General features: G+C 43.1%; 16 protein-coding genes. 14 read left to right on the top strand and 2 right to left on the bottom strand.

From position 1 onward, the window contains the following. Nucleotides 1-133 precede the first annotated feature (133 nt). A complete protein-coding gene (rsmD, locus tag ACQV1I_RS17370; protein WP_094699431.1) occupies nt 134-700 on the top strand; it encodes a 16S rRNA (guanine(966)-N(2))-methyltransferase RsmD in 567 nt (188 codons plus the stop codon). Nucleotide 701: 1 nt separating this feature from the next. Continuing rightward, nucleotides 702-1196: a pantetheine-phosphate adenylyltransferase gene (gene coaD / locus ACQV1I_RS17365; protein ID WP_094699430.1), complete on the top strand. Its 495-nt coding sequence runs from the start codon at nt 702-704 to the stop codon at nt 1194-1196. 92 nt (nt 1197-1288) lie between these two features. On the opposite strand, the gene ylbJ is transcribed toward coaD, so the two are convergent. Beyond that, nucleotides 1289-2506: a sporulation integral membrane protein YlbJ gene (gene ylbJ, locus ACQV1I_RS17360; protein WP_116333376.1), complete on the bottom strand. Its 1218-nt coding sequence runs from the start codon at nt 2504-2506 to the stop codon at nt 1289-1291. Between the two features lie 133 nt (nt 2507-2639). Here ylbJ and ACQV1I_RS17355 point away from each other — a divergent pair, with 133 nt between their 5' ends. Both ACQV1I_RS17355 and ACQV1I_RS17350 read left to right on the top strand, forming a co-directional pair. Continuing rightward, on the top strand, nt 2640-3473 hold the full coding sequence (locus ACQV1I_RS17355; RefSeq protein ID WP_018670778.1) for a patatin-like phospholipase family protein: 834 nt from the start codon (nt 2640-2642) through the stop codon (nt 3471-3473). Next, nucleotides 3430-4518: a SepM family pheromone-processing serine protease gene (locus tag ACQV1I_RS17350; RefSeq protein WP_116333375.1), complete on the top strand. Its 1089-nt coding sequence runs from the start codon at nt 3430-3432 to the stop codon at nt 4516-4518. Before ACQV1I_RS17355 ends, ACQV1I_RS17350 begins: the two co-directional genes overlap by 44 nt. Before the next feature lie 6 nt (nt 4519-4524). On the opposite strand, the gene ACQV1I_RS17345 is transcribed toward ACQV1I_RS17350, so the two are convergent. Then, nucleotides 4525-5760, bottom strand: a complete 1236-nt coding sequence (locus ACQV1I_RS17345) for a nucleotidyltransferase (protein ID WP_116333374.1) — start codon at nt 5758-5760, stop codon at nt 4525-4527. Between the two features lie 167 nt (nt 5761-5927). Between ACQV1I_RS17345 and ACQV1I_RS17340 the strand changes: the two genes are divergently transcribed. The 10 genes from ACQV1I_RS17340 to rnc all read left to right on the top strand — a co-directional run bounded on the left by ACQV1I_RS17340 (nt 5928) and on the right by rnc (nt 13718). After that, on the top strand, nt 5928-6446 hold the full coding sequence (locus ACQV1I_RS17340; RefSeq protein WP_094699425.1) for a YceD family protein: 519 nt from the start codon (nt 5928-5930) through the stop codon (nt 6444-6446). Between the two features lie 193 nt (nt 6447-6639). After that, nucleotides 6640-6810 carry a 50S ribosomal protein L32 gene (rpmF, locus tag ACQV1I_RS17335; protein WP_018670782.1) on the top strand — a complete coding sequence of 57 codons (171 nt, stop codon included), beginning with the start codon at nt 6640-6642 and terminating at the stop codon, nt 6808-6810. A 174-nt stretch (nt 6811-6984) separates the two neighbouring features. Next, the gene (fapR, locus tag ACQV1I_RS17330; RefSeq protein WP_018670783.1) at nt 6985-7551 is read left to right on the top strand and encodes a transcription factor FapR; all 567 of its coding nucleotides are present in this window, start codon (nt 6985-6987) and stop codon (nt 7549-7551) included. 32 nt (nt 7552-7583) lie between these two features. Beyond that, nucleotides 7584-8597, top strand: coding sequence for a phosphate acyltransferase PlsX (gene plsX, locus ACQV1I_RS17325; protein WP_018670784.1), 1014 nt, complete (start codon nt 7584-7586; stop codon nt 8595-8597). Further along, complete coding sequence (locus tag ACQV1I_RS17320; RefSeq protein WP_094699423.1) at nt 8594-9607, top strand: beta-ketoacyl-ACP synthase III; 1014 nt, start codon at nt 8594-8596, stop codon at nt 9605-9607. The genes plsX and ACQV1I_RS17320 overlap by 4 nt, the downstream gene beginning before the upstream one ends. A 33-nt stretch (nt 9608-9640) precedes the next feature. Continuing rightward, nucleotides 9641-10597 (top strand): ACP S-malonyltransferase, encoded by a 957-nt coding sequence (gene fabD, locus ACQV1I_RS17315; RefSeq protein ID WP_201747390.1) that lies wholly within the window; start codon nt 9641-9643, stop codon nt 10595-10597. After that, nucleotides 10597-11337, top strand: a complete 741-nt coding sequence (fabG, locus tag ACQV1I_RS17310; protein ID WP_176452342.1) for a 3-oxoacyl-[acyl-carrier-protein] reductase — start codon at nt 10597-10599, stop codon at nt 11335-11337. Before fabD ends, fabG begins: the two co-directional genes overlap by 1 nt. Before the next feature lie 52 nt (nt 11338-11389). Continuing rightward, on the top strand, nt 11390-11623 hold the full coding sequence (acpP, locus tag ACQV1I_RS17305; RefSeq protein ID WP_094699420.1) for an acyl carrier protein: 234 nt from the start codon (nt 11390-11392) through the stop codon (nt 11621-11623). A gap of 130 nt (nt 11624-11753) precedes the next feature. Then, nucleotides 11754-12995: a beta-ketoacyl-ACP synthase II gene (fabF, locus tag ACQV1I_RS17300; RefSeq protein ID WP_094699419.1), complete on the top strand. Its 1242-nt coding sequence runs from the start codon at nt 11754-11756 to the stop codon at nt 12993-12995. Nucleotides 12996-13028: 33 nt separating this feature from the next. After that, on the top strand, nt 13029-13718 hold the full coding sequence (rnc, locus tag ACQV1I_RS17295) for a ribonuclease III (protein WP_018670789.1): 690 nt from the start codon (nt 13029-13031) through the stop codon (nt 13716-13718). Nucleotides 13719-14024: the final 306 nt, after the last annotated feature.

Below are 14024 nucleotides of genomic sequence, written 5' to 3'. Positions count from 1 at the left end.
CTTATACATTCTGATTTATATTTTTTATCGGTAGCGAAATTTTACGTTTTTCCTACCTATATGGTAGTATGAAAACTACTGTCTCACAAAAAAGTGTGACAACGGATATGTATACAAGTTAGGTGAAGAGAAAATGAGAGTGATTTCAGGAGAACACAGAGGTCGTCCACTAGCCGCTGTACCTGGTACAAGTACAAGGCCCACAACAGACAAAGTAAAGGAATCCATCTTTAACATGATAGGACCTTATTTTGATGGGGAATGGGCTTTGGATCTATATGCAGGGACAGGGGGCTTAGGGATTGAAGCTCTTAGTCGCGGTGCTGCTAAAGCGATTTTTGTAGACAGTGATAGTAAAGCTTTCAGCACGGTCAAACAAAATCTTAAAACCATGCGATTGGATGAGCAGTCAGAGGTTTATAAAATTGATTCAGCACGTGCCCTTAAGGTACTTTCTACTCGTGGAGTACAATTTGATCTGGTATTTCTCGATCCTCCTTATGCGAAGCAAAAGCTTGAGCAAGAGATTGAACAACTACAACAGTTACATTTAGTAGCCGCTGATGCTTGGATTGTGACGGAGCATGACTCAAAGCTAACCTTGCCTGAGCAAATTGGATTGTGTGAGCAATATCGCTGCTCTACCTATGGAGATACTAAGGTTACCATTTATCGTTATACAGTGGAAGGAGATTCCTAGCATGAGAATAGCAGTTTGCCCAGGCAGTTTTGATCCGGTTACATATGGGCATTTAGATATCATTAAGCGTGGAGCTAAAATTTTTGACAAGGTAATTGTAGCTGTACTGGTTAATTCAAATAAAAAACCATTATTTACACTAGAAGAGCGTATGGCATTATTACGTGAGGTAACCGCTGAGTATTCTAATGTAGAAGTAGATACGTTTAATGGTTTGTTAGTCGATTATATGCAAAGAAAAGAAGCACGGGTTTTGTTAAAAGGCTTGCGAGCAGTATCTGACTTTGAATATGAAATGCAAATGGCCTCGATTAATCGTAAGCTAGATGACGAGATTGAAACACTATTTGTCATGACAAATAATCAATATTCTTTCTTGAGTTCAAGCATTGTAAAGGAACTCGCCAAGTACGATGCCAATGTAACTGATCTGGTGCCACCGATTGTAGAGCAATCAATGCGGTTAAAGTTTCAGGAATTACAGGGAAATAGCTAAAAACTTTGCTAACCAGTAACGTAAGCACAAACAAATGGGTAAGGAACATGAGTTTCTTACCCTTCCTTGTGTTTGCATAAAGATAGGTTACATTATTGCTTCCATACCTTGTGTAGTAAGAAACATATTAGAAATAAGACGATTGCGATACAAGCTGCAATGGTGCTCATTTGTGAAAAGATTAACCACCATGACTTAGCTTGTAGTAAGTGTTCACTAGGTAAAAATGCTGGGATGCTCGTATTTACATTTTGAGTAATGATAGTAAGTGGCTTCCAGAAAACGATAGTTAAAAAAGCTGCTAAAGTAGCGTGTATAGCTCGACCGATGAGATAAGGCTTTACACTAATATCCGTTTTGCTCAATATGCTTGCAACTTGGGCATGGACGCTTAGACCACCCCAAGATATGATGGCAGCCGTAATAGCTGCTTTCGTCATCATAGAGATATCCTGAATTTCACTAGTGTTTTGGGCACCCATTGTTACTTCAAACAACCCAGCCAAACCAGCTTTACCCATCGCATCCGTAAATCCAACGGGACCCAATAGTAAAAAGAGAATCCGGTTTAAGAAATTGGTGATGCCAACTGTCTGCATCATTTGAAGTAAGACTGAGAACATGATGATAAATCCCCCGACGACCATCAAGGTTTGTAGAGCGGATTGCACTGCATCTCCCATTAGCTTGCCAAAGGGACGATTGTCACTGATTCGGGCACGATGCATAGCTTGTAAGGCCCGGTAAAGTAAGGGATGCTGTGATTTTTCATAAGTAGCTGTAATGGAGGAAGCAGGGGAGTACATACGATAGAGAATGCCAAGCAGGATAGCAGCACTATAATGGGTAAAGGCGATTACATATCCAAGCTGTTCGCTGTTAAAAAAACCAACAGCTACTGCTCCGATAACAAATAGCGGATCTCCTGTGGTAGCAAAGGTAACGAGCCTCTCTCCTTCTACTTTTGTAATGTGGCCTCGCTCCCGTAATCGAGTGGTTAAATTGGCAGCGACTGGATAGCCAGAAGAGAACCCCATTGTCAGTACGAACCCTCCTGTACCAGGTACATTAAATAGAGGACGCATCAGTGGCTCTAGCAATACCCCGATAAAATGAACAACACCAACTCCCATCAGAACCTCCGATACAAATATAAAAGGGAGAAGAGCAGGAAAGACAACTTCCCACCAGATGTTTAATCCGCGAACAGCAGCTTGAAAGGAAGGCTCCGGATTAATAATAAGCACGAAAACCAAAAGGAGCGACAAAATCGCCAAGCTAATTGTGAGATAAGGAGAACGATGCGACATATAACCCTCCCGGATGTAAGCGTTAGTACATGTCTACGTTGGAAAGGTACAAACTATTCATCTTCTCTTATAGCTAAAAAATGAATGGAGAAGTGGGCTGTTTTCATATGATGAGGGGAGGAGGCGTTTTTTCATGACAGACAAGAAACGACCAACCATTGGTTTAGCACTTGGTGCTGGTGGTGCACGTGGTTTTGCTCATATCGGCATCCTAAAAGTACTTGAAGAACATGATATTCCTGTTGATTATATAGCAGGGAGTAGTATGGGGAGCTTGGTAGGGGCCTTTTATGCCAATGGGATGAAACCAGACATGATGGAAAAATTGGCGATAAATCTAAAACGCAAGCACTGGCTAGATTTGGTTGTCCCTCATATGGGATTAGTAGCCGGTCAAAAGATAAAAGAAATCATTCGCTTATTGACTCATGGCAAAAATATTGAAGAACTACAAATCCCCTTGGCAATCGTAGCAACAGATATAGAAACGGGAGAGCGAGTTGTTTTTACAGAGGGACCGGTGGATATCGCTGTTCGTTCCAGCATTGCTATGCCAGGAATTTTTGTACCAGAACAGGTAAACGGCAGGATGCTGGTGGATGGTGGTGTTATTGATCGGGTACCGATAACAGTTACGAAAGAAATGGGTGCTGATCTAGTCTTGGCAATTGATGTAGCCAATTTTGATACTAAAATGAAAGTGTCAACCATCTTTGATGTGATTGCCCAGACGATTGATGTAATGGAACGGGAGATTTTGCGCCACCGGATGTTATCCGCAGATTTGGTTATTCGTCCAGATGTAGGCCACATTGGTAGCTTGTCGTTTACACAAATAGATTCTATTGTGGAATTAGGAGAGCTAGCGGCTCGTATGCATGTTGATCAAATTAAAGAGATGATAAAGAATTGGGAGGAAACAGATGCAAAACGAACATCAATCGAACGAGCGCTTAAGACGAACTAATAAACGTAATGTAGCCGTCCTGGTAGCTATGATCATCATGATTCTGATGGTCATGAGTACCTATATCCCTATGCCTTATTATGTTCAGCGCGCTGGAACGGCAAAAGAGCTAGCCCCCATGATTACTGTAGAGGGTGGCGTGAAGAACGAGAAGGGCACATTTATGTTGACCACCGTACGTATGTCCCGAGCAACACCTTTATGGTATGTATACGCACAATTTTCTAAGGATGCTGATCTTATTTCAGATAAATTTATTACGGCTCAGGGTGAAAGCGATGAAGATTACGCAAAACGAGAGCTATTGGTCATGCAACGCTCTCAACAGGTTGCAGAAGCGGTTGCTCTTAAAAAAGCAGGTTATCCAGTCAAAATGGAAGATCAAGGAGTCCTAGTTTTGTCTGTTATGGATGGCTTTCCAGCTAAAAAAGTATTAAAGGTAGGCGATGTCATTACCTCGCTAAACGACAAGCCTGTGAAAAATAAAAATGACCTATTCCTCTTATTAGAAGGAAAGAAAGCGGGGGATGTCATCCAATTGCAATTTAAACGGGATGGTAAGGAAGAGCGAGCGGAATTAATTCTGGTTCAATTACCAGAAAATAACGGAGCTACGTCCCATCGAGCTGGATTCGGTATTACACCACAGGATCAAAAGCGTATCCTATTTGATAAAAAAATTACGATTGCCGCTAATAATATTGGGGGACCATCCGCAGGCTTAATGTTTACCTTGGAAATTTATAATCAATTGCGCTCAGAAATCGATATAACGCGTGGCTATCGTATCGCTGGAACGGGTGAAATGAATTCGGATGGTACAATAGGGCGGATCGGGGGTATCAATCATAAGGTTATCGCCGCTGATGCCGCAGGAGCAGAAATATTTTTTGCACCAAACGATACGAGCGGCGATAAATCAAACTATGAAATAGCGGTGGAAACAGCGAAACGTATTCACACTTCTATGCGGATTGTACCAGTAAAGACGGTAGATGATGCACTTCAGTATCTACAGCACCTAAAGCCAAAGGGAACAGAGTAAGTTTCTCTATTGCTCAGGTGTGATTTGTAAAGGAATTCGTCGATATTCCTCCACAAAGGGCTGCTCGATGCAAGTAGGATGCGCCAAACGGTACAAAGCATTTGAGCGAATATCAATATCAAGCATAGGGTGCAATCCATCTCGTACATTCGTGTAGAGAGGGATTGCACTTTTTTGTTTAGCCTGCTGGAGTAATTCTCTTCCTTTCTGGCTGAACCCAAGCACACGGGCGTATGAGGCCCCGTGGCGGAGGTTGAAAGTAGATATTTGTTCTTTTGTCACATCGAGTAACACGTTAAGTAACATACGTTGAATGCGGTTTTGCGTATATCGCTTACTTTTGGCGGAAGTGATCACCTCTGCAACTGTTTTTGATCGCCGTACCGATTCAAGGAGCCGGTATTCCATGCCTTCTTCTATTTCATGGTACGCGGCTAGTTTTTGTGGAGTGAGCTGTAAGAGACGATGGAATAAAGGATGAACGAAATCCTCCCAACTCATAGGACAAAGTTCCGAATTCCATTCGCGTTGCAACACATCTATGGTAGTTTTAGGTACGTAAGAGGCGACTGTAGCTACACTTTGCTGTTTATCTGTCAATATTTTTCGTAAAGCAGTAGCGCTGGCTATCTGCTCGTCTGTGATCGTTTCTTGATGGTAGCCTGCTTTTTGGCGTTGAATGGTGACAGGTACAATTTTGCTGTTTAACCTAGCCAGCGATAGGAGATAGTTAAAACCGAGTATATTATTTGGTTGATCGAGGGTTGTACCGTGAATGCCATGATCAGCGAGGTACGTGTGAGCTGCTTCAGCGTACGCCTTAGGGTAAGGGAGACCATCACGTAGACCTGCTTTTAGTAAATGAGAAAATTCAGGTGTCTCATGCGCTAGTAGCTGTGCCGCTTGTTTCATCCAACTAATGTCTCCACTTTCACTACCAAAGCATAGCGTATCTACTACACCGATCCGATCTAACAGCGAGACTGCGCCATGGGTAAACAACTCAGCGTTAGAGGTGGCAAAGAGGGTGGGGAGTTCAATTACCAGATCAACACCTAAACGAAGAGCCATCTCGGCTCGAGCCCATTTCGAAACGATGGCAGGTTCACCCCGTTGTAAAAAGTTACCGCTCATGACCGCGATACAGGCGTCAGCCCCTGTCTTTTTTTTCGCTAACGAAAAATGAAGCTTGTGTCCATTATGCAAAGGGTTGTATTCTACTATAAGGCCCACTGTTTTCATTTGTAAAAATTACATCCTTTCTACCAGAACCTATCTGTACTGGTAGTGTAGACAAGTTCATTTGTTCTGGCAAATTCTATTTGCAGCTAATAAGGTGTCAAGGAAAATAGGTTGACAAAGATGTAGGCAAAAGCTATAATCATCTTTGTTGTGCATGAGGTGATAACATGAATATTAAATTAATAGAATTGCACCACAGAAAAGGAGAACCACTTCCTTTTCAAACAAACTTGGATTCCCAGGATTTAAAGAAGCGTCATCAAGAGATTCGAGACTTATCACCCGTAAGCGTTACGGGAGAGGCTATGGAGCTCGGTGGCTTAATCTATATCAAGGGAGAGATACAAGCAGAAGCTAAGTTCGTTTGTGCGCGTTGCTTGACACCGTACACGGAACAGCTTTCGATTCCTTTTTCTGAAACCTTTGCGCCGAATACATCCGATATCGAATTCGATGAGGATAGCGATATTCATCAGGTGACTGGCGAAGAGATCGAGTTGGACCCGTTCCTGGAAGAAGACTTCCTGTTGTCGATTTCAGCGTTTCCATTGTGCTCCAAGGATTGTGAGGGACTGTGCTCGAATTGCGGAATTAACCGCAATGAACAGTCATGCAATTGTTCCACAGAACGTATTGATCCGCGTTTAGAAGCTCTAAAGAAATTCTTCATTCAAGCAGAAGAATAAGCTTGTTTTCAAGATGAAGCGCTTCTCTTTGGATGAATTGCTTCATTTTTGAACGGGTTGGTCGATTCCTGTGAATTGGTCCTAACCCACATACATCGGTTCCACAGATAACCATTTCACTTATGGCTTTATGCCTTGAGTTTCTATATGGGGAACCTTCAGACATTTTGACTTCGAAGGAGGTGTAAGGAAGATGGCAGTACCTCAACGTAGAACTTCCAAAACTCGTAAAAGATTGCGTCGTACGCACTTCAAATTAGAGATTCCAGGTATGGTTAAATGCGATAACTGCGGCGAACACAAACTAGCTCACCGCGTATGCGCAAGCTGCGGAACTTACAAAGGTAAGAAAGTGGTTCAATAAGTAAGAGGCAAGGTGAGATAATCACCTTGCTTTTTTTCTATTCAAACGGGAATTTATAACGGATTAAGTTATTTTTTATGAATAGGGTTGTAAAAACACCCTCCCTCCCGTATACTAATTTAGTACCTGGTATTAAAAACAACTCGTAAGCATAGATAGAAAAAGCTAAGGGGGGTGCCGAAAATCGCTCGCATAGCAAAGAGAGATCGTCAAAGACAGCTCGTGGATAGTCTGGAACGAAATCCATTCGCTACGGATGAAGATTTGGCTACGATGTTTGATGTTAGCATTCAAACAATAAGGCTGGATCGTTTAGAGCTAGGCATACCGGAATTACGTGAACGGATTAAGACTGTTGCAGAAAAAAGTTTGGATCCAGTCAAATCACTAGGAATTGAAGAAGTGATTGGCGAAGTAATAGATCTACAGTTGGATGATTATGGAATTTCCGTTTTGGAAATAACAGAGGAGCATGTGTTTCATCGAACACAAATTGCTCGTGGGCATTACATTTTTGCTCAAGCCAACTCCCTGGCCGTTGCTGTCATCGACGCGGATGTTGCTTTAACGGCTACAGCCCGCATGCGTTTTATCCGACCTGTGAAGCAAGGTGAGAAGCTAGTTGCCAAGGCTGTGGTTCGTTCTACGGAAGGGGACGAAAGCAAGGTGCGCGTCGAAACGAAGGTCCAAGGAGAAAATGTGTTTACTGCTACCTTCAGGGTGTTTCGTATCCGGGAGTAGTAAGAGCAGGAAGAAACAGGAGGGAATTGTATTTGCGTATTTCACTTGATGCCATGGGGGGCGATCATGCACCCCGCAGTGCTGTAGAAGGAGCTCTGGAGGCTATCGCTGTTGAACCCTCCTTACAAATTGTTTTAGTTGGGGATGAATCAGCTATTGGCAACTATCTGCCTACACCCCGTCCATCTAATATTGAGATTTTACATACAACAGAAAAAATAGCAACAGATGAAGAACCGGTCAAAGCAGTACGCCGTAAAAAAGATTCTTCCTTAGTGAAAGCTGTTGAGCTAGCACGTCAAGAGGAAGTAGAAGCGGTCATTTCAGCTGGTAACACCGGCGCGCTGATGACAGCTGGCTTACTTGTGACTGGACGTATGAAGGGAATTGAGCGTCCAGCTCTTGCTGCGATGATTCCTAAGATTAAGGGTGGGGTTACTTTGGTGCTTGATGTTGGTGCCAATATGGATGCCAAACCGCAACACCTTGTGCAATATGCCATTATGGGTAGCCTTTATGTAGAAAAAGTCTTAGGAATTAAACAACCACGTGTTGGACTACTAAATGTCGGTACGGAAGAAGCAAAAGGTAATGAGCTGGCAAAAAGCACCTTTCCTTTGCTAAAAGAGAGTCCGGTACATTTTATTGGAAACGTAGAAGCACGAGACTTATTAGAGGATGCTTGCGATGTGCTGGTATGTGAAGGCTTCTCTGGCAACATTTTATTAAAAAACACAGAGGGAACGGCATTAGCAATATTCTCCCAGTTGAAACGTGAGCTTACTTCAACCCTCATGAATAAACTGGCTGCTGCTATTTTAAAACCAAGTCTAAAGCGTTTTGCTAACCGCATGGACTATGCAGAGTATGGTGGTGCGCCGATGCTTGGATTGAAACGACCTGTCTTTAAGGCGCATGGTTCATCCGATGCAAAAGCTTTTAAAAATGCCCTGCTTGCAGCGGCGCGTTTTTGCAAGTCTGATGTCAATCAGCTCATCTTGAAGGAGCTACAGATCGATCATAGCGGAAAAGGGGAAAAAGAATGAATGGATTACGTCCTGTAGGAATCCTGGCAACAGGCTCCTATACACCTGATAAAGTGTTAAGTAATGCCGATTTGGAAAAGATGGTGGAAACCTCTGACGAATGGATTACCTCTCGAACTGGAATTCGTGAACGCCGAATTTGTGCGGAAGACCAAGCTTCTTCAGACCTAGCCTATGAAGCTGCTGTGAGAGCACTGGACAAGGCAAATATTAGTGCTGAAGAGATTGACATGATCATTGTGGCAACAGTAACCCCAGACCATTCTTTCCCATCTACATCATGCATATTACAAGAAAGATTGGGTGCTAAGAAAGCGTCAGCTATAGATCTTTCAGCAGCATGCACTGGCTTCATTTACGGGGTGACAACTGCTACACAATTTATCGCGAATGGCATGTATCGTTATGTGCTGGTAATCGGGGTAGAGTCATTGTCCAAAATTACAAACTATGAAGATCGAAATACATGCGTACTGTTTGGTGACGGTGCAGGAGCGGCTGTTCTTGGTCCTGTTCCAGAGGGAATGGGCTTTAAAGCATTTGATCTAGGCGCGGATGGATCTGGCGCCAAGTTATTAAGTCTACCAGCTGGCGGTTCACGTTACCCAGTTTCGAAAGAGACAGTAGAGAATAAAATGCACTATTTGAGCATGACAGGCAATGAAGTCTTTAAATTTGCCGTGCGTGTAATGAACAGTGCAACTGAAACGGTTTTAACAAAAGCAGGTTTAGAAAAGGAAGCAATCGGTCTCTTGGTACCACATCAAGCGAATCTACGTATCATTGATTCAGCTGTGAAACGGTTTGGCTTGTCAGAAGATAAAGTGGTAATTAACTTGGATCGCTATGGAAATATGTCGTCTGCCTCTATTCCGGTTGCATTGGATGAAGCAATCCAATCGGGAAGAGTAAAAGAAGGAGACAATGTTATTCTCGTTGGCTTTGGTGGCGGTTTGACTTGGGGAGCAGCGCTGCTTACATGGTGCACACGTGAGCAAAACGGCGAATAATACGAAGTACACATGGATTGGAGTCGAATGGATTTGAATAAACTAGCATTTGTTTTTCCAGGACAAGGCTCTCAGTTTGTTGGAATGGGAGCACAGTTATGTGAAGAATCATCAGCGGCAAAAGCGATTTTTAGTCAGGCGGATGAAGCGTTAGGCTTCTCGCTTTCACATCTTTGCTTTGAAGGACCTGAAGAGGAGTTGCGTTTGACAGTAAACACGCAACCAGCTATTTTGACCATGAGCGTTGCTGTTCTCAAGGTTTTACAAGAAAAATGCCCTGATCTGAAGCCGGATTTCGTGGCAGGACACAGTTTGGGCGAGTATTCTGCACTGGCAGCTGCTGGAGCAATCAGCTTTACTTCTGCTGTGAAAACCGTACGAGCTCGTGGACAATTTATGGAACAAGCAGTGCCTGCTGGCCAAGGGGCTATGGCAGCTGTACTTAATATGGACCGCCAAAATTTGCGAAGCATATGTGAACAAGTTACCGAAGCCGGATATCCTGTTCAGCTTGCAAATATGAACTGCCCAGGACAAATTGTAATTTCAGGTAGTGCTGAAGGTGTAGAAAAAGCAGGAGTACTGGCAAAAGAAGCGGGCGCTAAACGCGTCATGCCACTAAATGTTAGCGGACCTTTCCATTCTTCTTTAATGCAACCAGCTGCTGAGCTTTTACAAGCTGTTTTGGCTGATATCGAAATAAACGATGCCAACATATCAGTAGTGACGAATGTTACGGCACGTCCTGTGACGAAATCTAGTGAAATCACTACGAGCTTGGTTGAACAGGTATCTTCTCCTGTTCTTTGGGAAGATTCGGTTGCTTGGATGATCGAGCAAGGCGTGACTACGTTTGTTGAGATCGGCCCAGGAAAAGTATTAGCTGGTCTGGTGAAAAAAATTGCACCAAAAGAAGCCAACATAAAAATCTTTAGCCTGCAAGACATGGATTCACTTACTGAATTCGTTGGAGGAGGAGAAGCATGTTAATGTTAGAAGGTAAAGTAGCTTTGATTACAGGAGCTTCTCGTGGTATCGGTCGTGCCATCGCGCTAAAATATGCGGAAGCAGGAGCGAATATCATCGTTAATTATTCAGGAAACGAAGCGAAAGCTCAGGAAACAGTGACCGACATCGAAAAACTGGGTCGTGAAGCAATTATGATTCGCGCCAATGTAGGAAATACAGAAGAAGCGGAGAATATGGTAAAAGAAGCGTTGGAGCGCTTTGGAAAAATTGATATTCTCGTAAATAATGCAGGAATTACTAGAGATAATCTCTTAATGCGTATGAAAGAGTCAGAATGGGATGAGGTTATCAACGTCAATTTAAAAGGCGTATTTAATATGACAAAAGCGTTGACTCGTCCAATGATGAAACAACGTGGTGGAAGCATCATCAATATTACATCGGTTGTAGGTGTATTAGGTAACGCAGGACAGGCTAACTATGTGGCTGCCAAAGCAGGAGTCATTGGCTTAACCAAAACCACTGCTCGTGAACTAGCTTCACGAAACATTAAGGTGAATGCTATTGCTCCAGGATTTGTTGACACTGATATGACAGATGTTCTACCTGAAGATGTCAAGAGTGGAATTCTAGCACAAATTCCATTTAACCGTCTGGGATCAGCTGACGAAATTTCTAATGTAGCCCTTTTCCTAGCATCTGATGCATCTAGCTACATGACAGGGCAAACTTTACATGTAGACGGCGGTATGTATATGTAAACTGGTTTTTACTAGGGACATCCCGTATAATACGTGAGAGGGGGTGAAGTAAGTGGCAGAAGTTCTTGATCGTGTAAAGAAAATCGTCATTGACCGTTTAGGTGTAGACGAAGATAAAGTAACGTTGGAAGCTTCTTTCAAAGAAGATCTAGGGGCAGACTCTCTTGACGTAGTTGAGCTTGTTATGGAATTAGAAGACGAGTTCGACCTAGAGATCTCTGATGAAGATGCAGAAAAAATTACTACTGTGGGTGAAGTAGTTAATTACATATCTTCCCACAAGTAATCGCTAAGGAGGGGCTCCGTTTCGACGGGGCTTCTCCCTTTACGCAAATAAGTGATTTTTTCAACAGACGTACGTTACTAATAATGTAAAGCTAGGATGCGCAAGCTGATTTATATAGAGGTGAATGAACATGAGACGTAGAGTAGTCATTACGGGTTTCGGATGCATTACTGCACTTGGAAAAGACCCAGAAACCCTTTGGAAGAACCTGCTTGCAGGTAAATCAGGGATCAGTCCGATTGAGAATTTTGACGCGACCGATTATCCTACAAAAATTGCAGCAGAAGTTAAAGATTTTGATCCAGAACAATATATGGATAAACGAGAAGCACGTCGGATGGACCGTTTCGTACAGTTAGGTCTGGCAGCAGCGAAGGAAGCAGTGAAAAACGCAGATTTGACCATTACTGATGAGAATGCTGAGCGTATCGGTGTCTATATTGGTTCAGGAATAGGTGGACTTAGCACATGGGAAGAACAACATCAGATTTTGATGGAGAAAGGTCCACGTCGTGTTAGCCCGTTCTTTATTCCTATGCTAATCGCTAATATGGCTTCTGGAATTGCTTCTATCGAGTTGGGGGCTAAAGGTCCAACTTCGAGTGCAATCACTGCATGTGCAACAGGTACGAATGCAATTGGTGACGCTTTCCGTCTCATTCAGTTCGGTCAAGCTGATGTTATGATTACGGGTGGAACAGAAGCGACGATTCGTCCGATGGGGATGGCTGGTTTTTGTTCCTTAAAAGCAATGTCTACTCGTAATGATGAACCACAAAAGGCAAGTCGTCCTTTTGATCAAGGTCGAGATGGTTTTGTTATGGGTGAAGGTGCTGGGGTATTGGTTTTGGAAGAATTAGAGCACGCTAAACAACGTGGAGCAACCATTGTTGCCGAGGTAATTGGCTACGGTATGAGCGCTGATGCGTTCCATATTACTGCTCCGGATGAAAATGGAGACGGTGCACGCCGCTGTATGTTAAATACGTTAAAAGATGCGGGTATATCTCCTGAGCAAGTGGACTACATCAATGCACATGGTACATCTACTCCAGCTGGGGATGTGGCTGAAACAAAAGCGATTAAGAACCTGTTTGGCGAGCATGCCTATAAGTTAGCTGTGAGTTCTACAAAATCGATGACTGGTCATCTGTTGGGAGCAACAGGCGCAATCGAAGCGATGGCGACGGCGTATGCTCTGCGTGACCAGATTTTACCTCCAACCATCAACTTAGAGAACCCTGACCCAGAATGCGATCTGGATTATGTACCAAACAAAGCGAGAGAGGCAAAGGTGGAATATGCCTTGTCTAACACGTTTGGCTTTGGTGGGCATAATGCGACCATTCTTTTAAAACGTTATGCGGAGTAGGGTATGCATTCGGTGAGGGAAGGTGTGAGAGGGATGAATTTTAAACAGCTGCAAGAAAAAATCGGAATCGTATTTACTGATGAGTCCTTGTTGCGGCAAGCATTCACCCATTCTTCCTATGTGAACGAGCAAAGGGGCAAACGGATTTCTGACAACGAACGCTTGGAGTTTTTAGGCGATGCGGTGTTGGAGCTAACGGTCTCCCAATTTCTCTACAAAATGTTCCCGAAAATGAGCGAAGGTGAAATGACCAAGCTTCGTGCGGCGATCGTATGTGAACCGTCACTCGTTAAGTTTGCGGAGTTGCTTCATTTTGGTGAACTAGTGTTATTGGGAAAAGGCGAGGAGCTTACAGGAGGGCGACAACGTCCAGCTCTCCTCGCTGACGTTTTTGAAGCCTTTGTCGGCGCTTTGTACCTTGATCAAGGCTTGGATGCGGTTTTTCAATTCCTAGAAAAATATGTGTATCCGCGCATTGATAAAGGTGAATTTACACAAGTGACCGATTTTAAAAGTCAATTGCAAGAGCTTGTTCAACAGGACAGCTTGGGAGAAATTATTTATCGAATTTTGCAAGAGAGAGGGCCTGCCCACAATCGTGAGTTCGTATCCGAAGTGATATTGAATGGGAATCAGTTGGGAGTAGGCTCTGGTCGTTCCAAGAAAGAGGCAGAACAACGCGCTGCTGCACTTGCTCTCATGAAAATTGAGACGAAAGCGTAACTCATAAAAATAGCTGTAAACCTATAAAAAAGACTAGGCTTCTACTTTGTTTTATCTACAAGGTAGGGGCTTAGTCTTTTTTTGATGAAAAGTTATTTACTATTATTTTGAAATAAGATGAAACGCTTGTAGAAGACCGCAACATTAATTGGAAAGTACCACTGACGAATTAATTAGGATGAAGTGCAGAGCAAACCAATAATAGAAACATGGTTTGAATAGTAGGAATCGTAAGTCCTTACTTTGGCTGAAAACAAAGTAAGGGCTTCTTTTGTTTTCATTCTAAATAAAGCTTAGTTTTTCTAT

It is taken from the genome of Brevibacillus sp. JB24b (genome assembly GCF_051713385.1).
GTDB lineage: Bacteria > Bacillota > Bacilli > Brevibacillales > Brevibacillaceae > Brevibacillus_B > Brevibacillus_B laterosporus.
The sequence above is the reverse complement of the archived record's forward strand: the minus strand, read 5'-3'. Positions and strand labels throughout refer to the sequence as shown.